Genomic DNA, 26700 nt, shown 5'->3' with positions numbered 1-26700 from the left:
CGCCCGACCCGGCTTGGGCGGCCGGGCGTTCCTGCCGGTCAGCCGGCGGTGAGCGCCCGGTGCAGGCGGCGCGCCTCGGTCACCATCCGGCTCGTCCCGCCCCGCCCCGCCAGCTCAGCCAGCCCTGCGATGTCGATCCGCACACCGGTGGTGGTGGCCGTCTCCGTGGCCAGGGTCAGCAGGTCCGGCAGGCCCCGTGGCGCGGCGGCGAGGATCGGCGGCAACGCCGCAGCCAGCAGCCGCCACACGGTCAACGGCGCGCCGGCCGCGGCGGCGTCGCGCAGCGGCTCGATCGCCCGAGTCAGCTTCACCGCCTGTCCGGCGACCAGTGTGCCGAACTGTGCGCCCACCCCGGCGGCGTCGAGCCGGCCGGTGGCGGCCAGGCCGAGCAGAGCGTCCAGCGCGGCGACCCGGTCGGCACCGTGACGGGCGCCGAGGCCGTAGGCCAGGGCGAGGTCGACGGCCACCCCGCCGGGGCCGTCGCACTCGGCGAGCAGTGGTAGCACCGCGACGCCATCGCGCTGGTCCATGTCGGCCGTGGCGGCCACCTCCGCCAGGGCGTACGCGGCGACCACCCCCGGGTGGTGGGGCAGGACCGACGGCCAGTGTCTCGTCCAGCCAAAGTACTGCGTGCCCATCGGTGCCGGGTCGGCGGTCAGCAGGCCGTACCGGTCGTCGTACCCGACCGGCGGGCGCAGCTCGACCATGACCCGCTGGGCCGGGAGTTGGTCGTACTCCCAGTCGTAGCCGTTCTTGCGGGCCCGCCGTTGCAGTGCCGTGACCCGCATGACCGGCTGGGGCAGCCCACCGGAGCGCAGCCAGGCCGCGAGGCGGTCACCTCCCGGGGTGCGCAACGCCTCGGCCTTGCCGGCGAGCGCGTCGTCGGTGCCGGGAGGCAGCCGCAGCAGGGCCTGGGTGAGGTCCCAGTGCCACGGGGTACGGTCGGCACGTTCGGTGAGCCGTTCCAGCAGCACAAGCGGGTCGAGGGCACCGTTGGCCGAGGTGGGCGCCGCAAGCAGCCCGGGGTGGCCCGGCTCGCCGAGGCGGTGGCCGATCTCGGCGAGCCGGACCCGCAGCAGGGCATGCGGCGGCGGCACCCGGGGGTCGGTGGTGACCAGCTCGCTCTGCGACGCCGACCGGTTGGTACGACGCACGGCGGCGAGCAGTGCGCTCCACCGACCACGCCGCCCGGCTTCCGGGCGGGGCGCACCGGCGGCTTCCAGGAGGTCACTGACGAGGCCGCACAGGCAGCACGGGTCCCAGCGGTGCTCGCTCGCCCAGGACCAGTGCCGGCGGGCGAGGACCGGGGCGAGCGCGGCCCGGACCCGGTCGCCGTCGGTGGCGGTGAGCCGGACCAGACCGTCGAGGATGCGGTCCAGCGGCTCGCCCCGGCTCTCCGTGCCGAGCAGCGCGGCGACCTCCTCGGCGAGTTCGTCGATGTCGGTGATCGGCGCGGGGGCGGCCGGTGACGGGCCCGGATGCAGCAGTTCGTCGCCGCGTGGCGCGGTGACCACCGGTCCGGTATCGGCTGCGGTGGGGTCGAACCCGTGCCGTCCGGCGAGGGCGGCCGCGCGTTCGCGGAGGTCGACGGCGGGGTGCTCGCCGGCGATGGCGATCACCTCGGCAATCTCCACTGCCCGGTCCCGGTGCCGTCGGGCGAGCCGGTCGAGCCAGGTGAGCTGGCCGCGCACCAACGCCTTGTCGGGGCGGACGAGCACCTCACGGGAGGTGTCGAGCACCGCGTCCAGTTCCAGGTCGGGCAGTTCACGCAGGGCCTTCTGGGCCATGGTCGCCACGGTGGCCGGCGCGTCGGCGAGCAGCCGCAGGTAGTCGGTGGCCCGGGCGGCGACCTCGTCGGCGGTCGGCTGGAGCTGGTCGAGCAGGGTGGCGAAGGCGCGCAGCGCCGACTGGCGGTCGCCACGCAGCAGCCGGCCGACCGCGCCGTCGATCAGCGTCGCGCGTTCGATCACACCCTCGGCGGCGAGCTGCGCCAGCGCGGTCGGCAGCACGTGCCGGTGCCGGTTCTCCCAGTCGGTGACGACCTCGTCGAACATCATCGGCACGCCAAGGCCGTCGATCTCGAAGAGCCGGGGCAGCAGGGCCGGCAGGAGCGGGTCGACCCGCAGCCGGTCGATCAGCGGTACCGGCACGCCGCGCCGCTGCTGGTCGGGCCGCGACAGCGACTGCACCCACAGCTCAACGAACCGGTCCCCCGTCGGTGGCTCGGCCTCGGCGGGCAGCAGGGCCGCGACGAACCGCCACTGCTCGACCCAGGTGTCGCGGTGCAGCTTGGCGGCCATCCGGTGGGCGAGATCGGGAAGCCAGGTGATGCCGCGTTCCTCGGCGACCCTGGTCACGAGCGTCGCCGCCCGCGCGCCGTCCACGGTGACGGAGCGGCGGGTGAGGATCGCGGCGGCCTGCGCGGCGGTGGGCAGGCAGCCGACCACGGCGACGGCCAGGGCGGTGCCCTTGCCGACGCCCCACCAAATGGACCCCTGGGCCTTGAACCAGTCGGTCAGCTCGACGCCGACGGCGCGCCGCCGCTCTTCGGGCAGCCCGGCCAACGCATCGGCGATCGGCTCGGCCGACCCGCCGGTGACCAGGTCGAACAGGTCGCTGGTGCCGCCGGCCGCCAGCTCCCACCGGCGCCGGACCGTGGTCTTCACACCAGCTCCCGGACGTCGGCGGTGGCCATCCGGGTGGCGAGCGCGTGTTTGCACGGCCCGCGCTGCCCCCGGTGTTTGGCCCACCAGGGGCAGGTGCAGGTGAGGCCGCCGTCGGGCAGGCTACGGACCCGGTACACCTCGCCGCCGCTGCGTACCGTGGCCCCGGCGTCGTCCCGTTCGACGGCCCCGGCCTCCAGCAGCGCCCGCGCGCCGACCAGACGGGGGTTGTCCCGCTCGGCCCGACCCGCGTCGTACGGCATGACGCGGTGGAAGTAGGCGGCCTCGGACACGTCGTAGCCGACCCGTCCGGCGGTGCCGAGCTGGGCCAGCGCGCCCCGGACCCGGCCGGCGTCGATGCCGGCGGAGGAGGCCAGGGCGTCGACGTCGATGGTCGGATCCCAGGCGAGCAGGGCGGAGATCAGGTCCGCGTCGTCGGCCACGTCGTCGCCGGCCAGAGCGGTCAGCGCCGCGCCCTCGCCGGAGAAACCCCGGTAGGGCTCGGGTGAGAGGGTGAGCGACAGCCGCAGCGCCCCCGTGTCCAGCTCCCAGGTGCTGGGCACCGGGGCGGAACCAGCCGCGACGGTCGGCCCGTAGACCCGCAGGGTCCGGGCGAAGCGCAGCATCCCGCGCAGGGCGGCCAGTCGGCCGGGGCCGGCCAGGCACACCGCGCCGGGGACGGGCCGGGAGGTCAGCCGCAGCGAGCGCCCGGCCGGAACCGCCCAGAGCACCGACCGGTCGTTCGTGGCCGGCAGCCGGCGCAGGAACGCCGCGGCCTCGGTCGCCGGGATCTCCGCCCGGGGTTCGAACGCGGCGGCCAGCACCTGCACCTCGGCGAAGCCGCGCAGCCACCGTACGGGCAGCGGCACCTTCTTCTCCACGACCGCGCCATCCATGGTGGATACGGTCAGGTCGTCGGGGCCGACCGACAGGTGCAGCGGGTCGAGGCCGCCGACCCGGGCGAGTGACTGGCGCAGCGGGTTGTTGACGTCGACGTTGGTGGTGCCGTGCTCCACCACGTCGCCGTCGAGCCCGTCGGGCAGCGCGTCGAGGCGGGCGTAGACGCCGCAGCAGCCGGAGAACGACTCGAACCGGAGCCGGTCCCGGCTGCCGGTGACCACCGGGTCGAGGCTGGCCGGGCTGACCGGCCGGAAGTAGCGGGTGCGGGCAACCTCGGCCACGGCGAGCAACCCGACGGCTGCTGCCTGCGGCGTGGTGAGGAATCCGGTGAAGAACCGGGGGTTCGGCGCGGGGCCGCCGCTGGTCTGCAGGGCGAGGCCGTCCGGTCGCAGGGCGGAGGATCCGAGGTATCGGTACGTCTGTTGGGCGCTCACGGGTCGGGACAGTACAAGAATCCTCCGACAGCTACGTCTGGCGCGCGGACCCCGCCGCGCACTCCGGCGCCGAACGCGGTGTACACGACGAGCAGGATCGAGCCCCGGTCGACCAGGCCGAGCACGCGCCTGCGCCGCTGCATCCACTCCCCGATCCAGGGGCGCCGTGCCTGCCCGGCCGCGAACGGTTCCCTGGTAGAGCTCGGGCGTCAGCACGGTGGGCCGGAGGAGCTGGGCTGCGAACGCCAGCAGCGCACCGCGGCCGCCACCGTGGTCGCCGCCGACGCGACGGTGGCGCCGACGCCCCGGGCCGGCAGCACCGTGGCGACGAGCACGGTCGCCAGCAACGCGACGATGTACGGATCCACAGTCAGCCAACTCGGCCAGCGCAGGGTCACGGTGCCCTCCATCGGCAGGGTTGAGATGCGGGGTACGGCCGGAGAGCGGTTACGGCAACGCCGACGCCCTCGTCGCGTACACGACGAGGGCGTCGACCCGGAGGGAGCGTCGATGGTCCGTCCCCGGAGCACCACGTGTGCCGACGGCGGTCACCGCCTCAGAAGCGACCCCAGTCGTCGGCGGCGGCCCGCCACACGTCGATGTTGCGCGGGTCGAGGACCATCCGGCGGGGGCGGTGGGTTTCGTGCTCCTCGGGGGTGAAGACGCGGTGACCGTCGCAGAGTTCGTAGCGCGGGCCGTGCTTCGGGTCGTACAGGTAGAAGACGATCGACGTCGACGCGGAGTGGTTGACCATGTCCGAGGCGATCGGCACCTGCTTGTACAGGGCCCGTGCCCGGCCCCGCATCACGTGGTCGAAGCTCTTCATCATGAAGCAGAGGTGCGCGACGTAGTGCTCCTCGTTGCGCTGCAGGGCGAGGCTGTGGTGGTAGCGGTCCTCGCCCCGCAGGAAGACGGTGACGTCACCGACGTAGTCCGACGGCAGGAAGCCGAGCACCTTGGTGTAGAACTCGACGGTCTCGTCGTACTTGTTCGTCGCCAGGAACGGGTGGACGAGGTCGAGCGGGCGAAGCTCGATCAGCGGCGGTTCGGCGTACTCGACGAACTCGGTGAACAGCTCGACGATGAGGCCGTTGGGGTCACGGACACCGAATCCCCGCTCGCACAGCCCCTTCATCCGGTCGTGCAGCGGGATGATCTCGTGGCCGGCCGCGGTGATCCGCTCGCGCAGGTCGTCGAGGACGGCGTCGGACTCGACGCTGAAGCCGACCGCCTCGGTGCGGGACTCGGTCAGGCTGGGGTCGCTGACCAGTGGGGTGGTGGTGCCGCCGGCACCACCACCCTCCGTCGGTACGACGGTCAGCCGGCCGGTACGACCGCCGGCGCCTTGCGGAAGTTCCGGCCACTGCCGTCGGGGATGTAGTTGTTCTCCACGTTGCCCGCCGAGTCCACTGAGAACCAGTGCACCGTGGTCCCCGCCGGAACGGTCAGCGTCTCCCCGCCCTCGCGGATGCCGGCGGAACCGTAGAGGGTCGACGAGTAGGTGGGCGTACCGCCGTCAAGGGTGTAGAAGACCGCGGCCGGCTCGGTGGTCGCAATGGTCACGTCGACCATGCCCGGTGCCGCAGCCGGGGTGACGGTGAGGCCGCTCTCCGGTCGGGTCCGGTCCTTGGCGAAGTCGCGGGCCACCCGCATCATCTCCACCAGGCCGTTGGCGAACTCCATGGTCTCCTCGTGGGCCTCCTCCCACTCCGGTTGGAAGGAGGTGCCGACCTCGAAGTTCCAGGCGTAGATGCCGTACCGGTACCAGAGCATGTCCCCGGAGTTGCCGGCCGCGGAGTAGAGCACGTCGGAGATCGGGCCGGTACGCGCCGGGGTGACCGCCATGTTGCGGTGCCGCTTGATGGCGGTCAGGATCCGGGAGGAGGCACCCCAGAACGCCGACTCCTCGGCGAGCGTGGGGCGCGGCGCGGAGAGCCGGCCGGGCAGGGCGTACGCGCCGGGCGACCACATGAAGTAGTTGCCGGACGAGTGCAGGTTCATCGAGAACCTGACGTTGGGGCGTGCGGCCAGCCAGTCGAGGTTGCGGTTCTCCGGCTCGGACAGTTCACTCGGTCCGGCGTAGGTGCCGCTGGTGCAGCTGGTGGAGGCGCCGGAGTAGCCGTCGAAGAGGCTGTACTCGGTGTAGTTGCGGTTGTTGTCCACACCCCACGAGTTGCGGCCGAGGAAGTCGGCGGAACCGGTGAGCGGGCAGTGGTTGGTCATGTTCTTGCGCTGGGAGTTGAAGTCGTAGAACGAGTAGTGCCCGCCGTCGGGGTTGATCGACGGTGCGATCCAGATGTCGAGGTTGTTCAGCAGTTGCTTGGTCTGCCCGTCGTGGGCGTAGTTGCGCAGCAGACGCTCGGCGGTCTCGATGGTGACCAGTGGGGGCACCCATTCGCGGGCGTGTTCCTGGGCGTAGGCGAGAACACCGAGCTTGGAGCCGTCGCGGTGTTTGCCGATCCGGATGGCGTACACCGGGTGCGGGTCGCGGGACACGCCGGCCGGTGCGCTCAGTCCGTCGCTCAGGGCGGTCGGTGCCGCCGGGGCGACCACCCCGGTGCCGGCGCTGCCCCGGTAGGTGTACGCGCGGACCAGTGACCCGGCCCCGGCGTTGAGTGCCGCGACGACCTGCGCCGCGGTGCTGGTGACCGCACCGGTACCGTCGGTGGCGAGGCCCACCCGGACGGCCTTGCCGGTCACGGTCACCGACAGGGCGGCGTCCGCGGTGCCGGGGTCGGCGAGTTCCACGGTGAGGTCGTTGCCGCCCTGGTGTCCCCAGGCCAGGGAGTCCAGCGCGACCCGGCTGGCGGTCGCGGTACCGAGGACGGCCTGGGCGTGGCGCCGGTACCCGTTCGTCCGGTACGGCAGCTCGACGATCTCAGCCAGGTCGGGGAACTCGGCGGCGAGTTGGTGGATGCGCCCGTACAGCTCGGTCGGGGTCAGGTAGCTGGTGACGAAGTCCTTCTGGTAGCCGGGCACCTCCGGGTCGGTGCCGGGGGTGGGCAGCCACTCCTGGACCTTCGCGACGGCGACGTCGCCGCTGGGGCTGGTGATCCGGATGTGGTCGGGGCGGGTGGTGACCGTGGCGGCACCCCGGTGGTAGAGGTACACGCCGGCGTCGACGAACCGGCTGATGGTCTGCGTGCCGCCGGAGCCGATCGCGGTACCCGGGCCGCTGTCCCGTTCGACGGTGAGCGCGGTGGTGGCGTTCTGGCCCTGTGCCCACTTCGCCTCGACGGAAAGCACCTGGCTGGTACCGGAGGTGTAGTAGTCGGCGCGGATGATCCTGATGTCGGAGGCGGTCGCCACCGACGCGGTGAACTGCTGGTTGTCGGCGGCGTGGGCGGCGATGGTGGCCTCGCGTTCGGCGACGCGGGCCTGCGCGTCGTCGGGGCGGTGCAGCACCCGGCCGAGGCGGAAGCCGGCCGCGGTCAGGGCGGCGGCCTCGCCGGGGGTGACCACGGCGTGCGCCACCACGCCGGTCTCCGAGCGCGAGACGTGGTGGTCGAGGTCGACGCCGGTGGCGACCAGCGCGTCCAGTTGCGCGGTGCCGGCGAGCAGTACCTCGACGACGCTGGCCTGCTCGCCGGTGTCCCGGACGAGGTCGGCGGTGGGTACCACCGCTTCCGGCACGGTGGCCGAGGCCGGGCTGATCAGCAGCGCGACGGCGGTTGCGGCGGCCAGGACGGTGGGAACGGGGAGCCGGCGTCGCCACCGGGGAGCTGAGGAGTCGGTCATCGCGATGGTCGCCCTTCTGCTGTCCGGCGCGCCGCATTGGACGGTGGCACTGGTGCCGGTGTGGCGGGTTTCGTCGGCCGCCAATGGGCGCCCGGACCGGCCCGTGCCCCATCCTCAACGTGGCCATAGTCCAAAGTCAATTCCCTGGTAGAGCCCGGAAAGGACAGGGCCCGACCCCGGGTCACCGATCCGGCGGTGGCCGCCGACGACGGTCCCGGCCGCCGACGTGCCGGCCCCACCCGAATCGGCGATGCCGAGAACTTCTCAGGTAGCCGGGAACCAGAACGGGCTGAACCCCGACTACTGGGCATGCGGGCAATCGACGTAGCGCACGCCGGTGATGTCGGTGCGTGACAATCCGAGGGATGCTCGACCGGCTGGACAGCCGCCTGTTGCGGCTACCGGATCCGGCGACGATCCGACGCTGGACGGCCGGGGCGATGGCTGCGCGGGGCCACCCGCAGCCGGGCGACCCGGCCGGGGACCGGGCCGGGACCGGCCACGTGACCGGCGGCTGCCGCTGCGGCCACCGGGCGGCCGGTGGGGTACGGGTGCCGCACGCCGCACCGCCACCGCCAGCGGGGAACCGACCGTCCCGGTGCTGGTCGTCGGCGGCGGACCGGTCGGACTGAGTCTGGCCATCCGGCTCGCCCAGCTCGGCGTACCGGCCACCCTGGTCGAACGGCACCCGGACACCGCAGCGTTCCCCAAGGGCCGGGCGCTGAGCATCCGCACCATGGAGATCTACCGCTCCTGGGGCCTGGAGGCCGAGATCACCGCCGCCGGCCTGCCCCGGGAGCACCTGGCCTTCTTCACCGGCCGTACCCTCATCGACCCCGACGGCACGCGGATCGCGACCGACCCCGCGTCCCGGCCCCCGGTGCCCAGTCCCACCTACACGCTGCTGTGCTCCCAGGACCGTCTGGAACCCCTGCTCCGCGCCCACGCCGAACGGCTCAATCCCGGACGGATCCGGTTCGGTACCGCCCTGGCCGACCTCGCCATCGACGCCGAGGGCGTCACCGCTGCCGTGGCCTGCGGCGGGCAACGGGAGCGGATCCGAGCCCGGTACCTGGTCGCGGCCGACGGCGCGACCAGCGGAATCCGCGCCCGGCTGGGTATCCCCATGACCGGCCCCCGGGATGTCTCCCACAACCTGAACGTCCTCTTTGCTGCCGACCTCGACGCCCGGGTTGCCGACCGGCCGTGTGCCGTCTACACCGTCAGCCGCCCTGACCTGCACGGGACGTTCCTCGCCGTGGACAACCAGCGGCGCTGGCTGTTCAACCTGGTCGCCGACGGCGACGACCCCGGCCTCGACCGGCTCGACAACGCCGCCTGCATCCGGCTGATCCGCTCCGCCGCCGGGCTGCCGGACCTGCCGGTCACGCTCGTCGACCGGCAGGTGTGGCGCGCTGCGGCCCGGGTCGCCGACCGGTTCCGGCACGGACCGGTGTTGCTGGCCGGCGACGCGGCGCACATCACCACCCCCTACGGCGGGTTCGGCATGAACTGCGGCATCGCCGACGTCGACAACCTGGCCTGGAAACTCGCCGCCGTCCACCACGGTTGGGCTGCTCCCGGCCTGCTCGACACCTACCAACCGGAACGTCGCCCGGTCGCGCAGGCCAGCGCGCAGGAGAGCCACCGCCGGCTGCGTGACGCGATGGAGGCGCATCGCCGTGGTACTCCCCCACACGGCCGGCCCAGCGAGGGCCTGGTTCTCGGCTACCACTACGCCTCCACCGCCGTCGTGGCCGACGGCACCCCACCACCGGGGGGTGACCGGGTGGCCGACTACACCCCCACCGCCCGACCCGGACACCGGCTCCCGCACACCTGGCTCGACCCGGAACGCACCCGCTCCACACTGGACCTGGTCAGCGGTACCGGGTACACGATGCTGGCCGCACCGGGGGCCGACGTCTGGGCCCACTCGGCAGCCAGCGTCGCCCGGGTGACGGGTCTCCCGTTGACCTGTCACGCCCTCGACGCGGTACTGCCGCCGCCGGAGCTGACGTCCTACCTGGATCAGTGCGGCCTGCACGACGACGGAGTGCTGCTGGTACGCCCCGACGGCCACGTCGCCTGGCGCGGCCAGTCGACGGTGACCGTCGACCCGGTGGAGGTGCTGCGGCAGCTGAGTGGTCCGCGCCGACCCGTGTCGGGGCGTGGTAACGGACCAGGGAGGTGACAGGTGAGCGACGACGCGGAAATCACCACGTGGGCGCTGGCCGCCGGGCGGGGTGACCGTGACGCGGCCTCCCGGTTCATCCGGGCGACCCAGTCCCAGGTGTGGCGTTTCGTCGGTGCCCTGATCGGCCCGGCCGACGCCGACGACCTGACGCAGGAGACGTACCTGCGGGCGATGCGGTCGCTGCCGTCGTTCGCCGCCCGTTCGTCGGCGCTGACCTGGCTGCTCGGCATCGCCCGGCACGTCGCGGTCGACCACATCCGGGCCACCGCGGCCCGCCCACGGACCGTGCCGCTGTCCGACCGGCACGACCTGCCGGACGTCCAGCACAGCGGCTTCGACGGTACGGTCGCACTCGAACAGCTCCTGCGCGACATCGAACCGGACCGGCGGGTGGCCTTCGTCGCCACCCAGGTTGTCGGACTGTCCTATGCCGAAGCCGCTGAGGTGTGCGGCTGCCCGGTCGGCACGATCCGGTCCCGGGTCGCCCGGGCCCGGGAGGACCTCGTCGCCGCCGTCAACGGTCACACCCGGCCCGCGCCACGGCGGGGCCGCTTCGCCGGGTGACCGATCGGCCATCAGCGATTTCCCGGCCGACGTCAACGGACGTGACCCGACCGGTGCCGGCCGCCGACCACGACCGTACGGCGCCGGCTCACCCTCTACATTCGAGCAGTGGCCGAGTTGCTCTACTTCGCGAACCCACCCAACCAGGGCCAGCGGCGGGCCCAAACTCAATTCCGCAAACCCGGGCCCGCCGCCTCGACCTGCCGGGCCATGTTCAGTCCCCGACCCGGCGGAATGAGCCACCGGAAATCGGAGATAATCGACTCACGGCCTCGTGCGGAGTGGCGACCGTCCGGCTGAACGGCTGCCATGCCCCGCCCACATACTCAGCCACCGCGTAACAGGTCGGCACCCCCGTTCGGAAAAAGTGGACGGTGGCGACGCTGTCGACGTACATGTCGGCGGGCACCCCGGATCACCGCACCCGGCAGCCACTCACCGTCACCAACAACACGGAATTCTGTTATGAAACAATCCGAAGCGCCAGGCTTGCATGCCGGGTTTATTTCCCGAAGTCAAGGCGGGCAATCAGACGTCCCGGATCCCGATGACCGTTGCCGAGCAGTCGAACGACAAGCTGCGGCGCCGGCATTCTTACCACTATTCACGCATGGTTCTCGACTCGTTAGGAGTGGGCGTAACCCGCCGGGGATAGCGTGCTCGTGCGTTGCCGAAATAGTGGAAGGAAATCCATGACAGAGCACATCGATCCAGGTCTGGCCCGACGCGGCTTCCTCACGCGTGGTCTCGTGACCGCAGCCGCACTCACCGCGCTCGGCCCCCTGGAAGCCCTCGGTGCGCGTACCGCTGGTGCGGCACCGATGAGCAAGCGCCCGTCCAGCCCTGACTACGGTCCGCTCTACCCAACCAAGGACCACACCACCGGGCTGGAGTTGCTGGCCCTGCCCAAGGGCTTCGAGTACATCAGCTACGGCTGGACCGGCGACCTGATGTCGGACGGCGTGGCGACCCCGGGTGCGCACGACGGGATGGCCGCGTTCTCCCGCCCGGACGGCAAGATCGCGCTGGTCCGCAACCACGAGCGCGGCGGCTACACCGGTGCGTTCACCACACCGGCGTACAACCCGGCGGCCAGTGGTGGCACCTCCAACCTGGTGTTCGACCCCAAGGAAGGCAGGTTCCTCGAGTCCTGGGGCAGCCTGTCCGGCACGATCCGCAACTGCGCTGGCGGACCGACGCCCTGGGGCACCTGGCTGACCTGCGAGGAAACCACCGAGATCGCCCCGGACGGCACCCGCCACGGGTACGTCTTCGAGGTCCCCTACGACCGCAAGGGTGACCCCCGCCCCATCAAGGCGATGGGACGGTTCAGCCACGAAGCGGTCGCGGTTGACCCGCGTACCGGAATCGTCTACCTGACCGAGGACGCCACCCCGTCCGGGTTCTACCGCTACCTGCCCAACAAGGTGGGCGAGTTGTCCGCAGGCGGCGAACTGCAGATGCTCGTCGTGCAGACCCCGGACGGATCGTCGTACTCGACCTACGCCGACGGCACCGGCGTGGAGTACCGGACCTCCTGGGTCACGGTGCCCAACCCCGACTACTCCCCGGGCGAAACCCGTCCAGCAGTGCAGGGCGCCGCACTCGGCGCCGCCGTGTTCAAGCGGCTCGAGGGCGCCTGGTACGGCAACGACCGGGTCTACATCGTGTCCACCAGCGGTGGGCCGAAGGGCCAGGGCCAGGTCTTCGATTACGACCCGCAGACCGAGACGATGCGGGTACTCTTCGCGTCGCCGGATGCCACCGTGCTGAACAACCCCGACAACATCTGTGTCAGCCCACGCGGTGGCATCGTCCTCTGCGAGGACGGCAGCGAGGGCGAGTACCTGCACGGCCTGACCACCGACGGCGAGATCTTCCCGTTCGCGCTGAATCAGGTCGTGATCCCGGCCGGCGGGGTCCCTGGCAAGTCGGTCGCCCCCGGCGACTACGCCGGCTCCGAGTGGGCCGGGTCGACCTTCGACCCGAAGAACGGAAACTGGATGTTCGCCAACGTGCAGAGCCCCGGTATCACGTTCGCCATCACCGGCCCCTGGCGGACCGGTTCGCTCTGATGCGCTGCTCCAGGCGCAGCGCCCGCAGGGGGCCGGCCTGCGGTTGTTGCCCGCAGGCGCGGGAACGGACACACACGATGTACCGCCCCGACCGGCGGTAGCCTGGGTCGATGTTCGAGGTCCTGGCGTTCCTCGCGGTTGCCGGATGCGTGGCCGCCATCGCTGGCGGGCCGGCGTGGCTGGGCTCCCGCGCTCGTCGCCGCGGCGTGGGAGGCGAGGTCATGGGGCCCTTCGAGGAAATCTGGCATCCCGCCGCGCCCCGGTACCGCGCCGAGATCCGGGTGCAGGAGCAACGCATGGCGCCAAGGCCATCGGCTGACGATCAGGAAGATCCGAGCCGGCGGGGCCACTGATCGTCCGGCCAGAAGCGTCAGGATCGACTCCCCGATCCTGACGCTTCTGCCGAACGCTTCTGCCGATCCGTGAGCCTTCGGACGTTGCCGCGGGGAGTCGGGCCATCGAGACCGGCGAGGATGTCCGCAAGCTTCTCTGCGGCGTGCAGCGTGCGGCGTCCGTCGCCGGCCGCACCGACCGGGCCGCCGGAGGCCGGTACCTCGCCGTGCTGCTGGCCGGTCTCGGCCTGCCATCCGAGGACGCGGACCAACAGACCAGCGGTTGATCTGGCACGCTGCGGACGGACACTCCGAACCGGCGGGAACCGGGAGCGGCGCCCGGCCGACTACCGGTACATGGGGTGTGAGCAGTGGCGGGAGATCCTGTCGGCGCAACTCGACGGTGAGGAGACCCGTGCCGAGCGGGCAGCCGCCGACACCCACCTGGCCGGGTGTACGGCCTGCCGGCAGTGGTTCGACCGGGCGGCAGCGGTCACCCGCCGGGTACGCCTGTCCCCGGCCTCGCCGGGCGTCGACCTCACCGACAGCATCCTGGCCACCATGCCGCGACCGACGGCCAGCCGGGTACGGGACCGGCTGATCGTCGGCCTGCGCGGCGCCCTGGGACTCGTCGGTGCGCTGCAACTGGTCCTGGGCCTGGCCCAGATCGGCCGGGGTCCGGCTGCGGCCCACGTCCACGCCGGCAGCGGAGTGCTCGCCAGCGGTCATCTGTGGCACGAGGCCGCCGCCTGGAACGTCGCGGTCGGCGCGGGTTTCCTGTTCGTCGCCGCCCGCCGTACCGCCCCGACCGGGCTGCTACCCACCCTGAGCACCTTCGTCGGCACGCTCGTACTGCTGTCGGTCAACGACCTGGTCACGGGCCGCGTGGCACCGGACCGTCTGGTCAGCCACGGTTTCCTGCTCGCCGGCTATGCGGTCGTCGTCGCCCTGTCCCGGCTGCGCTCCCCCCGGCTCGACGGGCCGTCGGGCCGCAGCCGCCCGAAGACGCCTGGCTGGCGGCTGCCCGACGATGCGGAGGTCGAGGCGCCGACGCTGCGGCTGCTGCCGCCGCACCCCGGTTCCGCCCGCGTCCATGACCGGTGGGCGGCCTGACCGCCGGCCGGGATGAAGAAGGGACCAACTACGGCGCCGAGCGCGGGAGGGAGGCAACCACTGCCGGCTTCAGTCGTCGTCCCCGGTGTCGCTGCGCCGACCGGTACGGCTCCGACGGGCAGCGACGACGGCCGCGAAACTGAGCACCGCAGCGGCCAACTGCAACATGCCGCCGGCCAGATCGGCCACGGTGGAGATGAGGGTGGTGTCAGGGACGGGATCCATCGGACCTCCAGGGTCAGCCCCCGCCGTCCGCCCGGTGCGGATGGCCTCCCCCAGGCCGACGGGTGTTGTCCCATGGGCACCACCGTGAGTATGGCATGTGTGGGGCCACCGTCGCACCGGCTGGTTCAATAGTGATCATGACCGACGTCGCGCAAATGTGGATCACCGCAGTCCCCCCGTTCGGGGAGGACGACGTCGGTGTTCTGGTCGGGATCGACATCCGGTCCGATGATCCCGGCCAACGCCTGGTCGCCGTACTGATGAACCGGGGTCACGAGGGTGAGGAGGGGGTCTTCTACCTCCTGCCGGACGACCTGTCCGCCCGCTACGAGCGGACCGGCGACCGGCTCGCCGTCCGCCTGCTGGCCCGGCCCGAGGTGGTCGACCAGGATCTGGCCGGCCGGGACGACGCTCTGCGCGGGGCCGTGGCCGGCCTGCCCCGCGAGGCCGACGGCTGGATCAGCCTGCTGCGCCGCGAGATCGAGACGGACTTCGTACCCGACGCAGGACCCGACGGGAGGCAACCCGTACTTCTCATCGACCATGCGGGGCCGGCGCCGCTGGCGGAGTTGTTCGCCGCCTTCGCGCAGGGCGAGGCCAGTTTCGCGGTCGTCAACGCCTTTGCATGAGGACCGCCCGATCGGACCCGGTCGCGATCAGGGGTTCGGGTCGGCGCCGGCCGGACCGGTCGTCGCGTTCCGTACCAGTTCCTCAAGCTGGGCGGCGACGTCGTCGAACGGCCGGATGTCGCGTTGGGCGCGGCACATCGCGACCGCGCCCTCCACGCCGGCCACCACCAGCGTGGCCACCTGGCCGGCCTGTTCCGGCGTTGCGCCGTGCTCGCGTAGTGCGGTGGCGAGTTTCCGGTGCCAGGTGGTGAAGACCTGCGCGGCGGCGGCGGTCGCCTCGTCGCTGTCGTCGGATGGTTCCTCGATGGCGACGGCCAGGACGACGCAGCCGGCGCGGAAGTCGTTGTCGATCACGGTCTGCCGCCACAGGGCCAGGAACGCGCGAAGTGCGGCGGCCGGACCAGCGTGGAGTTCCCGGTCGATGATCTCGGAGACCCGGTGGCCGGCATGGTGGATCGCTTCGGCGGCCAGTTGCTGTTTGCCCCGGGGGAAGTAGTGGTAGGTCGATCCGAGTGGGGCGCCGGAGTGCCCGGCGAGGTCTCGGATGGTGCTGCCGGCCAGTCCCCGGCGTCGGATCAGGTCGGCGGCGCCGGCCACGATCCGCTGCCGGGATGCTGCGCTGTCTCGGGCCACTCCCGCTCTCCCTCTTGTTCATGGCGCTCGCCATAACCTAACCTGACCACGTTCTATAACGCACGTTATAACGATGGTCGCGTCGAGGAGAGGGCCCATGCCGAAGATCCAGCTCACCGTCCCCCAGGGGGCACTGACCCCCGAGGGCCGGGCCGGCATCCAGAACGAACTCGCCATGATCCTGCTGCGCTGGGAAGGAGCGCCCGACACCGAGTTCGTCCGGTCCATCGCCTGGAGCTACCTGCACGAACTGCCACCCGGTGCGCAGATCACCGCGCAGGACGACCAGCCCCGCTTCCTGGTCGAGGCCACCGTCCCCGCAGGCGCCCTGTCCGAGCGGCGCAAGGCCGGGCTGGTCGCCGACGCCACGGCGGCGGTGCTCGGCGCGGCCGGCCTCACCGAGGCCGAGGCGATACGGGTGTGGGTGCTGATCCACGAGCAGCCCGAGGGCACCTGGGGCGCGGCCGGGCGGATCTTCCGCCGGGAGGACATCGTCGCTCTCGCCCGGCAGTCGGTCACCGGAGGCTGATCCCGGCGGCGGCCGGCCGCCTGACCGGTGCGGGCGGTCCGCAACGCCGGCTGGGGCCGGTGCTGCCCGGGCCGCGCTGACCAGCGCCGACCGGGGTTCTGGTCACCGGCACTGGCCGGGTCGAGGTCTGGAACGCCATCGGTGGTACCGCCACCAGGCCCGGCGCCGGCGCCGACTACTACCGTGACTGACCACCCTGTCCCGCCCGCCGGTCCACGCCCGCACCCGCCAGCGAGGACCGCCACGACTTCCCCATGCCTCCGGCCGGTCTCGTCCGGGGCAGGGTAGTCAGACGGACATCAGACCGTGCAGCACCCCGGGGGCGTGCGGGGTGAGCGACTTGTCGTCGGACGTCGGCCCGTACGACGTCACCGCCACCGGTACCCCGAGCGCGTCGGTCACCGCCCCCACCCGGTCCCGTGGCGGTGGACCGTCGTAACGGGGAACGGTGGTGGCCAGCCGGTGGGTGAGCGCCGCCTGCCGGTCGAGGTCACCGGCGGGACCGGGTTCCAGCCGGTCGGTCCAGTCGTACGCGTGGCAGAGCCGCAGACCCGGCGGCACCGCGTCGAGGTGGGTCAGCGCGATCCCGTCGACGCCACCGGCCACCTCCAACGCGTAGCGGTGCGCGACGGCGTCGAAGTGTCCGAAGCGCATCGCGCCCTGCCACCGGTTCGCCGGGTTGTGCGGGTCGGTCAGCGGCAACGTCGGATCCTCGGTCACCAGCGGTCCCGCGCCGTGCCGGGTGGTGAAGGCGCGGAGCACACCGAGCCGGACGGCCGAACCGGCGTGACCGGCCTCCGCCAGCAGCGTCTCCGCGTTGGCGAAGGTGGTGGTGCTCCAGGTCGTGTACGGGTGGAAGCCGTGCCATTCGTCGAGCAGTACGCCCTGCGCGCCCTCGAACACCACCGGTCCGGCGCACAGCAGCCCGTGCAGGTGCCCACCGTCCACGATGGGCACCCGGGCGGCGAAGGCGGTGAAGGCGTCCAGACACGCCTGCACCGGCGGTACCCCGGCCGTACCGGGGGCGTCGAGCGGTCCCAGCTCGGCGGTGAGCCGGTCCCGTAGCAGCGCGAGCTTCTCGGCCAGCACCGCCGGGACGAGGCAGTCGGCCACCCGGGGTGCGTCGTCCGGATGGGCCAGGGCGTAGGCCATGGTCTCGCCCACCCCCCGTCCACACGAACCGTGCCGGTCCGCGCCGCGTGCGGTCTCCCGGGCCTGGTTGGCCGCCCGGTGCCACGGCGTGGACAGCAGCGCGGCCGCGTCGACGGTCAACCGGTCGAACGCGTCGGTGACACCCACCGACGCCAGGTGGTCGGCCTCGACCACCAGCGCCAGCGGGTCGACCACCATGAACCGGGACAGGTGGGTGCGCACACCCGGCCGGAAGGTACCGGCCCCGAACTGGGCGAAGGTGTGCCGGCGGCCGTCGGGCAGGACGACGGTGTGCGCGGCCTGGGCTCCCCCGTTGTACCGCACCACCGCCGTCATCGCCCGTCCGTCGATGCCCCGGGCGCAGAGCCAGTCGACGATCGTGCCCTTACCCGCGTCGCCGTACCCGAGGTCGGCCACGATCACGTGGGTCACAGTCGGGTGATCCGATCGGTGCCGCGGGGCTCGGGCAGGCGACCACCGGTGACGAGCCGGCCGGCGGCGTCGACCTTGGCCAGGGCCTTCGAGACGGTACGGGCTGCGGCCGAACCGACGTCGGCGAGGTCACGCAGACCGGTGTCGAGGTCGACGGCGTCCTCGCCGAGCCCCACGGTCAGGGCGATCGTCTCGCAGACCGCGTCGAGGTCGTCGATCTCGACGGTGTTCTGGCCGAGCAGGTCGCGCCAGAAGTCGAGCACCTTCTGACTGCCGGCGTAGCTCGATCCGGCGGGCAGCAGGTAGTAGACGTCGTACATCCGTTGTGCCTGCGCGACGACCTGCCGCAGCGGCAGGTCGTCGGCGAGCCCGTCGCCGATCACCTGGTTGACCTCGCGGGCCTTGACCCGGTTGTAGGCCAGTTCGTCGCCGATGATGAACAGGTAGCCGCGCCGGCCCCGCTTCTCGTAGCAGTCGATGGAGGTGTGGTGGGCCATGAAGTAGAGCGCCAGCTCGTAGGACTCGGTCTGTTGTCCGCCGCCGCCACCCTCCAGCACGATGCGGCCGAGGTCGTCGTCCATCCGGTTGTCCGACTCGAACTGGCCGACCTGCAACGGCACCCGGTCGCAGGTGGCGTCGCCGATCGCGCCGAACATGATCTGCGGGTCCCGGGCGTAGCCCTTGCGCTGCAGCAGCCCGAGCAGCTTCGGCAGCTTCTGTTGCAGCACCTTCGGTACGTTACGCATGGAACCGGTGACGTCGAAGAGCACCGCGATGGCCAGCGACTCGGGGTGTTCGGCCGAGTCGCGGCTCTCCCGGTGGGCGTCACGCGGATCGAGGGCCGGGTGCACGGTGCGGGCGCCGCTGTCGCTGTAGGCGAAGGCGCTGGTGCCGGTGGACCGCCGGTAGCGGTCGGCGGCGTCGTAGACGTCGGTGGACCAGATTCCGCTTCCCATGGTTTACCTCCAAGGTGGGATCACAGGTGAAAGGGTCGGAAGGTTCGAGGGCCGTAGAGCCGTTCGAGTACGTCGTCGAGTTCGCCGAGCAGGCGCCAGGCGTCGTCGGGCCGGGATTTGAGCCGGGGCGTACGGCAGCCGGCGGCGAAGGCCTGTAGCGCCCTCGGAGCCCGGTCGCCCATGAGGGCCGCCATGCAGCTCGCGGCCATCGCGATGTCCGTACCCGGGCCGGGTGGACGCCGGTCGCGCACCTCGCTGGGGTACCAGTCGGCGTAGGCGGGGACGATGGCCGGCACGGTGTCACCGGTGTCGACGACCGAGTAGCACCAGTCGACCAGCACCACGCCGTGCGCGTCGGGTTCGATCAGCACGTGGTCGGGCAGCACCGCGCCGTGCACCACCCCGGCCCGGTGTGCGAGGCCGAGCGCGACCAGCAGCCGCCGCCACATCCAGGCGGCGTCGCGCGGGTCCAGGCCGTCGGGACGCCGGCGCATCACCTCCGTGAGGCTGTGCAGTCCGGGTACGGCGGCGAGCACACTCACCCGGTGCTCCGCGCCGGTCAGTTCGTCGCGGTGGCGGAACGACTCGACCAGTCGGGGCACGTAGGGCAGGTAGCGGGGATCGCCGTCGCGTGCGATGCGGCGCAGGGCGACCTGTTCACGCAGCATCAGGTCGTTGTTCGTCGGGTCTCGTGGCAGTTTGAGCAGCCTGTCGTCGTCCAGCCGGTACAGGTCGGCGAGGTCACCGGTGTAGGCGGGTTGACCGATGGTGTACCCGTTGACGGTCGCGGTCCCGTACGCCTGCCAGCGGGTGGTGAGGGTGACGAAGGCGGCGGTGGCCGCTTCGCGCTGCGTCTCGTCGGCGTGGGCGGTGCGGTCGGGGTGCAGCACGGCGGCGAGCTGCCGGTACCTGCGGTGGGGGTCGTCGCGGCCGAAGAGTTCGTCGTCGCTGCCGGCCCGGGTGACGAGGCGGATCGCGTCGGCGAGTCTCATCGTACGGTCTCCTCCCGGCTGGGGCGCAGCAGCGCCGGGTGCAGGAGCCGGGCGTCGCCGGCGCGGTAGAGCCGGGCCCGGGGACCGCCCTTGGCGCCGCCGTGCGCGGTGGTCTGCCCGGTGCATTCCACCAGGCCGGGTACGGAGAGCACCTTGCGGTGGAAGTTGCCGGGGTGCAGCGGGTGGCCCCAGACCGTCTCGTAGACGCCGCGCAGCTCGGCGATGGTGAATTCCTCGCCGACGAAGCGGGTGGCCAGCGGCGTGTACTCCAGTTTGGAGCGGGCGCGTTCGAGGCCGTCGGCGACGATCCGTTCGTGGTCGAAGGCGAGCTGCCGGCTCGCGAGCGCGGATACCGGGAGCCACTGCGCGTCGCTGGCGTCGCTGCCGGCCTGCGGTTCGGGCAGGTCGGGCGCGAATGCCAGGTGGGCGATGGAGACGATCCGCATCCGTGGGTCGCGGTCCGGGGTGCCGTAGCTGGCGAGCTGCTCGAGGTGCACCCGGCGCAGCTGTTCGCCGCCGAGGCCGGTCTCCTCGGCGAACTCGCGGCGGGCGGCGGCGGCGAGGTCCTCGTCGGGGCGGACGAAGCCGCCGGGCAGCGCCCAGAAGCCTTCGAAGGGTGGCTCGGCGCGCTGGATGAGCAGCAGGTGCAGGGAGCCGTCGCGAATGGTCAGTGCCACGACGTCGACGGTCACGGCGACCGCCGGGTAGTCACGCGGGTCGTACGCCCGCAGAAACTGCTCCTCCAACACCCGAGTCCTCCTCAACTTGAGTACAACTCATTATGAGAACAACCCTGGGGATCTGTCAACGGGGAGCGCGACCCGTGGTGCCGCGACAGGCACCGCGGCGGGTGCCGCCGCCGAGTAGCCGGATCGAGCCGGATCACCAGTGCCGCAGGCTTCGCCCTCGCGGGCCCGCCGCCTGGTCATCACGGGCCGCTGACCATCCGGTCGATCAGGCCGATCCGTCCGCGGTCTCCCACGGCACCGGCCGCAGGTGGCTGGCGCCGAGCAACCGGCAGAAGTTCCAGTAGTCATCGTCGGTGGCGTCGAGGTCGTCGAGCAGCAGCCGGGCCGGCGGAAACGCCGCTCGGCACGAAGTTGGGCCAGCCAGACCAGCCGGTCCCGGTCCGCCACCGCGTCGGTCGGCTCATCAAGGCTGCCCAGCGCCACCCGCAGCTGCTCGTAGTAGTTTTCCTCCTCGCCCTCCAGGACCGCGATCTCCTCCAGTTCGACCGTGACGTACTCGCCGGCACCGGCACGCACGCCATCGACAAGAAGCGCCGCGTGGTCGGCGAGTCGCCGGCCGAACAGTCGTTCGAGGGCCGGTACGGCGGCGCCGAGTTTGCGCCAGGGCGCGCTCGACCGGGGCGACCAGGGCGGTGGCGACGACCGTCTCGGCATGCCTGCCGGTACCCACCTCGAACGACCTGGTGTGCAGGTCGGCGGGACGGAACATCGCCAGCCAGAGCAGTGGTACGCAGTTGACGTCGGCGGCGAGGGTGTGCACCTTCGGCTCGTAGGCCGGATAGGCGAAGGCGGGGTAGATCCCGTCATACGGGCTGGCGCACAGATACGACGTGTTCGACATTCCACACAAGCTAGTGGCGGGGACTGACAGCGGACTGCGGCAGCAGGATCCGGGTGCGCGGCGCTGCCTTGCGTACCGCGGCGAGGAGCCTGTCGAGCCGGTCCTGATCGTTCCCCGTGACCGGGGGCGCGTTCTTCAGCTCCGTTTCGACGTTGTCCCAGTGCACCGGTACCACGGTGGCCGGCCGGTCGAGCGCGGCCAGCAGGCGCGGCACGTACTCGTGGGTGGCATCGGTGCTTGGCACCGCGAGCATCGCGACGTCGGGGGCCGGGCCGGCCTCGTCCCGCCAGATCAGGGCCAGCAGCCGGGTGATCTCCCGCGCGGTACTGGAGGTGGTGTGCTCGGGGTCGAAGACCCGCAGCGCCCGTATCCGCTCTTCGGGCAGGGTGGCGAAGATTCGGGCGAACTCGGCGGCGTCCCGCGCACCCACGTCGGCGAACATCGACTCCCGCACCTGCCGCGGCCCGCCGATCATCCGGGTACGGGTGAGCCCCAACTCTGCGGCGAGCAGCGGTACCACGTCCGGGCCGACGCGCATCAGCAGATCGGCGGCGGTGTTGTCGCCGGCACCGGCCGGTGAACCCACGGCCGGGCCGACGTGCTGGTTGTGTTCGTGGGTGACAGCGGCAGCTGACTACTCACCGCTGGCGAAGACGGAGGCCGGAGGAGGCCCGCAGGACCTCGCCACCCTCACCTGTCTGAAGATCAAGCCAGACGGGGGGCGGGAGGTACGGATTCAGCAAGCGTGCATACTGGCTCCGCGCCCGGGCGACGAACAGGGTGTGGGGCTCGTGAGGGTGCCCGCCCGAACAGCATTCGCCCCCGTTATCGGAGCGGGGCGCCGTTCCCAACGAAGCCTAGGGTGATCTCAGTGCCTGCCACAGTGAATGCCACGAAGACCCGAGCCGCACTGCGCACGTCGGCGCGCATCTCCCTGGAGATGCTACTGGTCCTGCTGATGACCGCAGTGGCGCTGTGGATCGTGGGCAAGATGTGGTCGGTTGTCTGGCCGCTCGTGATCGCCCTGCTCCTCACGACGCTGACCTGGCCTTTGGCGCGTTTCCTGCGCCGACACGGGTGGTGGCCCGCGCTGGCCGCGTCGACCGTGACCGTACTGTTCCTCCTCGTTGCCGCCGGAATCGTGGTGCTGATCGCGGTGCCGGTGGCGTCGCAGTCCGGCGAGCTGGCCGAAGGCGTGGTCGGCGGCATCCAGCAACTTCGCGAGTGGGCTTCCGGGCCGCCGCTGAACATCGGTGACGACGAAGTCACCCGTGCGCTCGACACTGCGGTGGCCCGCATCCAGGACAGCGTCGGCAGCATTGTCACCGCTGCGGTGACGGGGGTCGGGACCGTCGTCAACGGCTTGGTCACCGCCGTACTCGCGGTCTTCCTCATGTTCTTCTTCCTCAAGGACGGTCCGCGGTTCCTGCCCTGGCTGAGCCGCCAGCTACCCGGCCGCCTGTCCGCGGACGTTCCGGCCGTGGCCGCGCGTGCCTGGGACACCCTGGGCGCATTCGTACGGTCCCAGGCATTCGTCGGTCTGTTGGACGCTGTCCTCATCGGCATCGGCCTGTGGTTCGTGGGCGTGCCGCTGGTACTCCCCCTGGCGGTGCTGACCTTCGTGTCGGCGTTCGTGCCCATTGTGGGTGCGCTGTTCGCCGGTTTCGTCGCGGTGCTCATCGCGCTGGTGTCGAACGGCCCGACGGACGCGTTGATCGTGCTCGCCATCATCGTCGCGGTGCAGCAGCTCGAGGGCAACGTGTTCCAGCCCATGGTGCAGAGCCGCGGCCTCGGCCTGCACGCGGCGGTGATTCTGCTGGCGGTGACGCTCGGTGGCAGCCTGGCGGGCATCGTGGGTAGCCTGCTCGCCGTACCGGCCGCCGCCCTGGTCGCCGTGGTGTGGAACTACCTGCGCGAGCAGCTCAGCGACCCGCCTGAGCAGCCAAACACCGCCGAGCCGGACACCGGTGCAGCCGTCTCTGCGGAGGAGTCGGCCTGATCGCTGGCCGTCGCACCGCTCCCCCGTGCCAGGGAACACGTGCCGGCACGCCGTCACCTGCCGCGCTGGCTGCCGAGCGACGGGTGACCCTGCGATGATGATCGGGTGCCGCAGTCTGCCTCCCAACTTCTGACCAAGGCGCTTCACCTGCTCGACCGGGGCGAAACCGCGCGGGGGGAGGCCGTCCTGCGCGCGGCCGTGGTCTCGGCCGCTGAGGCGGCCGACGGTGTGACGATCGTGGCGGCCCTGTGCTGTCTGGGTGAGCTGCTGGCCGAGCAGGACCGGCGGGTGGAGGCTGTCGATGCGTTACGGTCGTGTCTCGCCGTACCGGTGTCGGAAGACCTGCAGGATGTCTGTGCCGCCGAACAGGCGCGGGCACGGCACCTCCTCGCCGGTATGACCTGACCGGCCCTCGGGTCGTCGGCGACTGGACCGATCATCGCCGTAGCCGCCGGCCCGTGGGGGCCGAGGGGTCCGGTGACCCGGCCCGCTCTCCGTCGTCGACCCGACCGACAACCGACGGCCCGTAAAAATCCTTCAGCAAGACAAGGCGAGATAAAGGGTATCGACATCCACGGTCACCTCGATATAGCCTGCCGCCATCGGAATGCATCGATCTCGCTGCCCTGTCTGCTGAAGGAGCGCCATGGCAACGCCACGTCCCATCCGCCTGCGTCGCCGACGGGTGCTCGTCATCCCGGCGCTGCTGACCGCCGCCACGCTGACCGCCACCGTCAAGCCCGACGCGGCGGCCGCCGCGCCGAAGGTCGAGTGCCTCGCCGATCTGCTTGGAGCGTCGTGATGGCAACGATCCCCTGGCTGGTGGACGTGCTACGGGGCGCAGGCGTCCAGGTCGTCGTCGAGGGTGACTGGCTCAACCGGATGCGTCCGGGCTCGTTCGACCCGATCGGCGTGCTGTGGCACCACACCGCAGCAACCTCCAGCGCCACCAACCCGCACCCCGCCCTGAACATCTGCATCAACGGCCGTTCCGACCTGCCCGGCCCGCTCTGCCAGGCCCTCGTCGACTACCACGGCGTCTTCCACGTCATCTCCGCCGGCCGGTGCAACCACGCCGGCACCAGCGGCGGCAGCGGACCGATCCCGGCCGGTGACGGCAACACCCTGATGATCGGCTGGGAGATCGACTACAACGGCGTCAGCCAGGAGATGACCACCGCCCAGTACAACGCGTCGATCGCTGCCACCGCCGCGGTGCTCGCCCGCCTGGGCCGCGACGCCAGCTACGCCCGTGGGCACCGGGAGACAAGCACCACCGGCAAGATCGACCCGTCGTTCATCGACCTGAACGTGATGCGCGCCGACGTGGCCGCCAAGATGTCCGGCGGAGGCACCCCGTGGAGCGCGGTGGTGGACAATGCCACCGCCGGCCGGTTCACCGCCAGCGCCAACTGGGGCGTCTCGTCGTACTCCGGGCAGCGGTACGGGGGCGACTACCGCTACGCCAACCCGGTCGCCGCCAGCGACGCCGCCTGGTACAAGTTCAACGTTCCGGCAACCGCCGACTACCGGGTGGAGGCCTGGTGGCCCGCGAACTCCGGCTACAACAGCGCCACTCCGTACGTCATCGCCACCACCACCGGCAACCGCACGGTCTACGCCGATCAACGCACCAACGGCGGACAGTGGCGCACCCTCGGCACGTTCACGCTGCCGGCAGGCGGCGCCAACCGCGTGGCGGTCAGTCGGTGGAGTTCGGGCAGCGGTCTGATCATCGCCGACGCCATCCGCCTCACCCGGGTCTGAACCGACGAAGATCCGCTGCGGACTTTTCAACCACAGTGGACGTGACGGCCGCAGTCCAAACGGTTGGCCCACACACGTCGATCAGGCCCCGGTGCCGCCAGCCTGCGCCGGGGAAGGCTGGCGGTGTGCACCTGCCCGCGTCGTTTTCGTGCCACAGGACCGTTCTCTCACACCTCACACGGATATGGGGTTCCATCGGCGAAGCGTCCCATCGATGGTTCCTTCGGGCAGAGGGGGTGAGGACGTCGCCGACGCGTTCGGTCTCACCGCCGGTGAGCGGCGGATCCGGCTGACCGCTCGGCGCGGCCACGGTCTGCTTCTCGGCGGCCCGAACCGGACCGTGTTCGAGGTGGTGTCCTCCCCCACCGAGCATGGACTGGGTACGACGGATCCCGGGTCGCGGGGCGACGACGGCGGGCCGGCCTGAGCCACCATCGGGTTTCCACCCCGGTGCCCGGGTCCTCGACCCCAGGCACCGGTCGGTCGAGGGGCAACGGGACGGGCAGCGGGTGGCTACGATCCGTGCCGGCGGTGGCGGGCAGACCACCGACCGGTGAAGGAAGTGGTGACCGGTGTGCACGCTTGCGGTGCCGCCGCTGTTCGCAGCCCTGCGGGATGCCCGGACGGTGTTGATCGCAGGAGCGGGCGGCGGTTTCGACGTGTACGCGGGGCTGCCGTTGGCGCTGGCGTTGCAGGAGACAATTCATGTCACCCCGCAGGTCTAGAGTGCCTGCTGTGACTCGCTCTTCCGCCTCCCCACCGACCGACGCCGCCGCCCTGCTCGACGAGACCCGCCGGGCGACGGCCGCCGACCCACTCGACGCCGGGTACCTCGACGACCTCTGCCAGGAGATTGACAACCGGATCACCCGCGGTGACATGATCATCGGGATCCTGCCGATTCGGGCCTACGAGGTGCTGGTCCAGGGCCTGGCAACCGTCGCAGCGTCCGGCCGGCCGGACGCGTGGGTACGCCTGGGGCGGCGGCTGCTCGATCTCCCGGCCGGTCAGCCGGTGGTCCGGCCGACCCCGCAACCCTTTCCCACCGGTGACGACGAGATCCTCGACGCCGCCCTGAGCTGCTTCGCCGAGGCTGCCCGCCACGGCGTCCGTCAGGGCGCGTACTCGTTCGCCGCGACCAGCCGGCAGGCGGTGCACCGGGCCGGGCCGTACGCCCTGTCACTGCTGGCACCGTTGTGTGCCGACGACCCCACCGGGGAGGCCCGGTACTGGTCCGGCATCGTCCGGTACCTGCTGGGCGAGACCGATGCCGCCGTCGCCGCCCACCACCAGTCCGCTGCGGCCGGCAACGCCGACGCGATGTTCGAGTTGTCCGTTCTCTACGGCACCGGAGACGGCGTGCCGCGCGACGACGCGATGGCCCAGGAATGGCTGATCCGCGCGGCCGACCGGGACCACCCCCGTGCCCTCTACAACGTCGCCGCCGCACACGCCACCGGGCGCGGTTTCGCCAAGGACGAGGCCGCAGCCGCCGGCTACTACGAACGCGCGGCAAATGCCGGCAACCCACGGGCCGCAGCCACCCTGGGAGTCATGCATGTACTCGGCAGCGGCGTGCCCCGTGATCCGGCACAGGCCGCCCGGTGGTTCGACTGGGCCGAGGCGGGCGGGTTCGACGTCAACGGGTGGCTCGACCAGATCGGCCTGCAACGGCCGTCCTGATCGGAGGATGTCCGGGGGCCCTGGCTTGTGGCGTTAGGCCGCGTTTCGTAAGGCTCGGAGCCACTGGTCGATGATGGCGATGGTGACGGTGGCTTCG

General features: G+C 71.7%; 29 protein-coding genes and 2 pseudogenes. 16 read left to right on the top strand and 15 right to left on the bottom strand.

What is annotated here, in order from left to right:
- Window positions 1-38: 38 nt before the first annotated feature.
- The 6 genes and pseudogenes from V6U90_RS22810 to V6U90_RS22785 all read right to left on the bottom strand — a co-directional run bounded on the left by V6U90_RS22810 (window position 39) and on the right by V6U90_RS22785 (window position 7735).
- A complete protein-coding gene (locus tag V6U90_RS22810; protein ID WP_334440193.1) occupies window positions 39-2666 on the bottom strand; it encodes a DUF6493 family protein in 2628 nt (875 codons plus the stop codon).
- Window positions 2663-3997, bottom strand: coding sequence for an SWIM zinc finger family protein (locus tag V6U90_RS22805; RefSeq protein WP_334440190.1), 1335 nt, complete (start codon window positions 3995-3997; stop codon window positions 2663-2665). Before V6U90_RS22805 ends, V6U90_RS22810 begins: the two co-directional genes overlap by 4 nt.
- Window positions 3994-4173 (bottom strand): annotated as a pseudogene (locus V6U90_RS22800) (bile acid:sodium symporter); the annotation flags it as partial. The pseudogene V6U90_RS22800 and the gene V6U90_RS22805, both read right to left, overlap by 4 nt.
- 33 nt (window positions 4174-4206) lie before the next feature.
- A complete protein-coding gene (locus V6U90_RS22795) occupies window positions 4207-4395 on the bottom strand; it encodes a hypothetical protein (protein ID WP_334440189.1) in 189 nt (62 codons plus the stop codon).
- Window positions 4396-4553: 158 nt separating this feature from the next.
- A complete protein-coding gene (locus V6U90_RS22790) occupies window positions 4554-5132 on the bottom strand; it encodes a VOC family protein (RefSeq protein WP_334440187.1) in 579 nt (192 codons plus the stop codon).
- A 182-nt stretch (window positions 5133-5314) separates the two neighbouring features.
- Entirely contained in the window at window positions 5315-7735 is a 2421-nt protein-coding gene (locus V6U90_RS22785; RefSeq protein WP_334440185.1) for a M14 family metallopeptidase, read from the bottom strand.
- A gap of 365 nt (window positions 7736-8100) precedes the next feature.
- Between V6U90_RS22785 and V6U90_RS22780 the strand changes: the two genes are divergently transcribed.
- The 3 genes from V6U90_RS22780 to V6U90_RS22770 are packed head-to-tail and all read left to right on the top strand — an operon-like array spanning window position 8101 to window position 10496.
- Entirely contained in the window at window positions 8101-8367 is a 267-nt protein-coding gene (locus tag V6U90_RS22780; protein WP_334440182.1) for a hypothetical protein, read from the top strand.
- Complete coding sequence (locus tag V6U90_RS22775) at window positions 8334-9929, top strand: FAD-dependent monooxygenase (protein ID WP_334440179.1); 1596 nt, start codon at window positions 8334-8336, stop codon at window positions 9927-9929. Before V6U90_RS22780 ends, V6U90_RS22775 begins: the two co-directional genes overlap by 34 nt.
- A gap of 3 nt (window positions 9930-9932) precedes the next feature.
- Window positions 9933-10496 carry a sigma-70 family RNA polymerase sigma factor gene (locus tag V6U90_RS22770; protein WP_334440176.1) on the top strand — a complete coding sequence of 188 codons (564 nt, stop codon included), beginning with the start codon at window positions 9933-9935 and terminating at the stop codon, window positions 10494-10496.
- 214 nt (window positions 10497-10710) lie between these two features.
- Here V6U90_RS22770 and V6U90_RS33975 read toward each other — a convergent pair whose 3' ends face one another.
- Window positions 10711-10905 (bottom strand): DUF5954 family protein, encoded by a 195-nt coding sequence (locus tag V6U90_RS33975; RefSeq protein WP_442933651.1) that lies wholly within the window; start codon window positions 10903-10905, stop codon window positions 10711-10713.
- Between the two features lie 283 nt (window positions 10906-11188).
- Between V6U90_RS33975 and V6U90_RS22765 the strand changes: the two genes are divergently transcribed.
- The 4 genes from V6U90_RS22765 (at window position 11189) to V6U90_RS22750 (ending at window position 14016) form a co-directional block, all read left to right on the top strand.
- Window positions 11189-12571: a PhoX family protein gene (locus V6U90_RS22765; RefSeq protein WP_334440174.1), complete on the top strand. Its 1383-nt coding sequence runs from the start codon at window positions 11189-11191 to the stop codon at window positions 12569-12571.
- 110 nt (window positions 12572-12681) lie between these two features.
- Window positions 12682-12924 carry a hypothetical protein gene (locus V6U90_RS22760; protein ID WP_334440172.1) on the top strand — a complete coding sequence of 81 codons (243 nt, stop codon included), beginning with the start codon at window positions 12682-12684 and terminating at the stop codon, window positions 12922-12924.
- Between the two features lie 143 nt (window positions 12925-13067).
- Complete coding sequence (locus V6U90_RS22755; RefSeq protein WP_334440170.1) at window positions 13068-13190, top strand: hypothetical protein; 123 nt, start codon at window positions 13068-13070, stop codon at window positions 13188-13190.
- 70 nt (window positions 13191-13260) lie between these two features.
- Complete coding sequence (locus V6U90_RS22750) at window positions 13261-14016, top strand: zf-HC2 domain-containing protein (RefSeq protein WP_334440168.1); 756 nt, start codon at window positions 13261-13263, stop codon at window positions 14014-14016.
- A 69-nt stretch (window positions 14017-14085) separates the two neighbouring features.
- On the opposite strand, the gene V6U90_RS22745 is transcribed toward V6U90_RS22750, so the two are convergent.
- The gene (locus V6U90_RS22745) at window positions 14086-14241 is read right to left on the bottom strand and encodes a hypothetical protein (protein ID WP_334440166.1); all 156 of its coding nucleotides are present in this window, start codon (window positions 14239-14241) and stop codon (window positions 14086-14088) included.
- 137 nt (window positions 14242-14378) lie between these two features.
- Here V6U90_RS22745 and V6U90_RS22740 point away from each other — a divergent pair, with 137 nt between their 5' ends.
- Window positions 14379-14870, top strand: a complete 492-nt coding sequence (locus V6U90_RS22740) for a hypothetical protein (RefSeq protein ID WP_334440163.1) — start codon at window positions 14379-14381, stop codon at window positions 14868-14870.
- A gap of 27 nt (window positions 14871-14897) precedes the next feature.
- On the opposite strand, the gene V6U90_RS22735 is transcribed toward V6U90_RS22740, so the two are convergent.
- Window positions 14898-15503 carry a TetR/AcrR family transcriptional regulator gene (locus V6U90_RS22735; protein ID WP_334440160.1) on the bottom strand — a complete coding sequence of 202 codons (606 nt, stop codon included), beginning with the start codon at window positions 15501-15503 and terminating at the stop codon, window positions 14898-14900.
- Between the two features lie 97 nt (window positions 15504-15600).
- Between V6U90_RS22735 and V6U90_RS22730 the strand changes: the two genes are divergently transcribed.
- Entirely contained in the window at window positions 15601-16032 is a 432-nt protein-coding gene (locus tag V6U90_RS22730) for a tautomerase family protein (protein WP_334440156.1), read from the top strand.
- Window positions 16033-16320: 288 nt separating this feature from the next.
- Here V6U90_RS22730 and V6U90_RS22725 read toward each other — a convergent pair whose 3' ends face one another.
- The 6 genes from V6U90_RS22725 to V6U90_RS22700 form a co-directional block, all read right to left on the bottom strand.
- On the bottom strand, window positions 16321-17616 hold the full coding sequence (locus V6U90_RS22725; RefSeq protein ID WP_334440154.1) for an adenylosuccinate synthetase: 1296 nt from the start codon (window positions 17614-17616) through the stop codon (window positions 16321-16323).
- A complete protein-coding gene (locus tag V6U90_RS22720; protein ID WP_334440152.1) occupies window positions 17613-18572 on the bottom strand; it encodes a hypothetical protein in 960 nt (319 codons plus the stop codon). Before V6U90_RS22720 ends, V6U90_RS22725 begins: the two co-directional genes overlap by 4 nt.
- 20 nt (window positions 18573-18592) lie before the next feature.
- On the bottom strand, window positions 18593-19564 hold the full coding sequence (locus tag V6U90_RS22715; protein ID WP_334440149.1) for a serine/threonine protein kinase: 972 nt from the start codon (window positions 19562-19564) through the stop codon (window positions 18593-18595).
- A complete protein-coding gene (locus V6U90_RS22710) occupies window positions 19561-20313 on the bottom strand; it encodes an NUDIX hydrolase (protein WP_334440147.1) in 753 nt (250 codons plus the stop codon). The genes V6U90_RS22715 and V6U90_RS22710 overlap by 4 nt, the downstream gene beginning before the upstream one ends.
- A gap of 30 nt (window positions 20314-20343) precedes the next feature.
- Window positions 20344-20967 (bottom strand): hypothetical protein, encoded by a 624-nt coding sequence (locus V6U90_RS22705; protein WP_334440144.1) that lies wholly within the window; start codon window positions 20965-20967, stop codon window positions 20344-20346.
- A 197-nt stretch (window positions 20968-21164) separates the two neighbouring features.
- Entirely contained in the window at window positions 21165-21740 is a 576-nt protein-coding gene (locus tag V6U90_RS22700; protein WP_334440142.1) for a serine hydrolase, read from the bottom strand.
- Between the two features lie 285 nt (window positions 21741-22025).
- On the opposite strand from V6U90_RS22700, the gene V6U90_RS22695 reads away from it, so the two are divergent.
- From V6U90_RS22695 to V6U90_RS22665, 7 genes and pseudogenes are all read left to right on the top strand, one after another.
- Window positions 22026-23153, top strand: coding sequence for an AI-2E family transporter (locus V6U90_RS22695; RefSeq protein ID WP_334440140.1), 1128 nt, complete (start codon window positions 22026-22028; stop codon window positions 23151-23153).
- 105 nt (window positions 23154-23258) lie between these two features.
- Complete coding sequence (locus tag V6U90_RS22690; protein WP_334440138.1) at window positions 23259-23558, top strand: hypothetical protein; 300 nt, start codon at window positions 23259-23261, stop codon at window positions 23556-23558.
- 241 nt (window positions 23559-23799) lie between these two features.
- Entirely contained in the window at window positions 23800-23955 is a 156-nt protein-coding gene (locus tag V6U90_RS22685) for a hypothetical protein (RefSeq protein WP_334440136.1), read from the top strand.
- A complete protein-coding gene (locus tag V6U90_RS22680) occupies window positions 23955-24920 on the top strand; it encodes a golvesin C-terminal-like domain-containing protein (protein WP_334440133.1) in 966 nt (321 codons plus the stop codon). The genes V6U90_RS22685 and V6U90_RS22680 overlap by 1 nt, the downstream gene beginning before the upstream one ends.
- Window positions 24921-25164: 244 nt before the next feature.
- Window positions 25165-25347, top strand: a pseudogene (locus tag V6U90_RS22675) (hypothetical protein); the annotation flags it as partial.
- Between the two features lie 145 nt (window positions 25348-25492).
- Window positions 25493-25645: a hypothetical protein gene (locus V6U90_RS22670; RefSeq protein WP_334440130.1), complete on the top strand. Its 153-nt coding sequence runs from the start codon at window positions 25493-25495 to the stop codon at window positions 25643-25645.
- Window positions 25646-25655: 10 nt separating this feature from the next.
- Entirely contained in the window at window positions 25656-26603 is a 948-nt protein-coding gene (locus V6U90_RS22665; protein ID WP_334440128.1) for a tetratricopeptide repeat protein, read from the top strand.
- The last annotated feature ends 97 nt before the right edge of the window (window positions 26604-26700 follow it).

Source organism: Micromonospora sp. CPCC 206060 (genome assembly GCF_036906895.1).
GTDB lineage: Bacteria > Actinomycetota > Actinomycetes > Mycobacteriales > Micromonosporaceae > Micromonospora.
This window is presented reverse-complemented; position numbering and strand designations above follow the sequence as displayed.

Bases quoted from the DNA above. Each gene is read 5' to 3' on its own strand.
- V6U90_RS22750 (WP_334440168.1), top strand. From the start codon at position 13,261: ATGGGGTGTGAGCAGTGGCGGGAGATCCTGTCGGCGCAACTCGACGGT.
- V6U90_RS22680 (WP_334440133.1), top strand. From the start codon at position 23,955: ATGGCAACGATCCCCTGGCTGGTGGACGTGCTACGGGGCGCAGGCGTC.
- V6U90_RS22765 (WP_334440174.1), top strand. From the start codon at position 11,189: ATGACAGAGCACATCGATCCAGGTCTGGCCCGACGCGGCTTCCTCACG.
- V6U90_RS22780 (WP_334440182.1), top strand. From the start codon at position 8,101: ATGCTCGACCGGCTGGACAGCCGCCTGTTGCGGCTACCGGATCCGGCG.
- V6U90_RS22745 (WP_334440166.1), bottom strand. From the start codon at position 14,241: ATGGATCCCGTCCCTGACACCACCCTCATCTCCACCGTGGCCGATCTG.
- V6U90_RS22685 (WP_334440136.1), top strand. From the start codon at position 23,800: ATGGCAACGCCACGTCCCATCCGCCTGCGTCGCCGACGGGTGCTCGTC.
- V6U90_RS22715 (WP_334440149.1), bottom strand. From the start codon at position 19,564: ATGAGACTCGCCGACGCGATCCGCCTCGTCACCCGGGCCGGCAGCGAC.
- V6U90_RS22790 (WP_334440187.1), bottom strand. From the start codon at position 5,132: ATGAAGGGGCTGTGCGAGCGGGGATTCGGTGTCCGTGACCCCAACGGC.
- V6U90_RS22720 (WP_334440152.1), bottom strand. From the start codon at position 18,572: ATGGGAAGCGGAATCTGGTCCACCGACGTCTACGACGCCGCCGACCGC.
- V6U90_RS22785 (WP_334440185.1), bottom strand. From the start codon at position 7,735: ATGACCGACTCCTCAGCTCCCCGGTGGCGACGCCGGCTCCCCGTTCCC.
- V6U90_RS22705 (WP_334440144.1), bottom strand. From the start codon at position 20,967: ATGCCGAGACGGTCGTCGCCACCGCCCTGGTCGCCCCGGTCGAGCGCG.
- V6U90_RS22730 (WP_334440156.1), top strand. From the start codon at position 15,601: ATGCCGAAGATCCAGCTCACCGTCCCCCAGGGGGCACTGACCCCCGAG.
- V6U90_RS22760 (WP_334440172.1), top strand. From the start codon at position 12,682: ATGTTCGAGGTCCTGGCGTTCCTCGCGGTTGCCGGATGCGTGGCCGCC.
- V6U90_RS22740 (WP_334440163.1), top strand. From the start codon at position 14,379: ATGACCGACGTCGCGCAAATGTGGATCACCGCAGTCCCCCCGTTCGGG.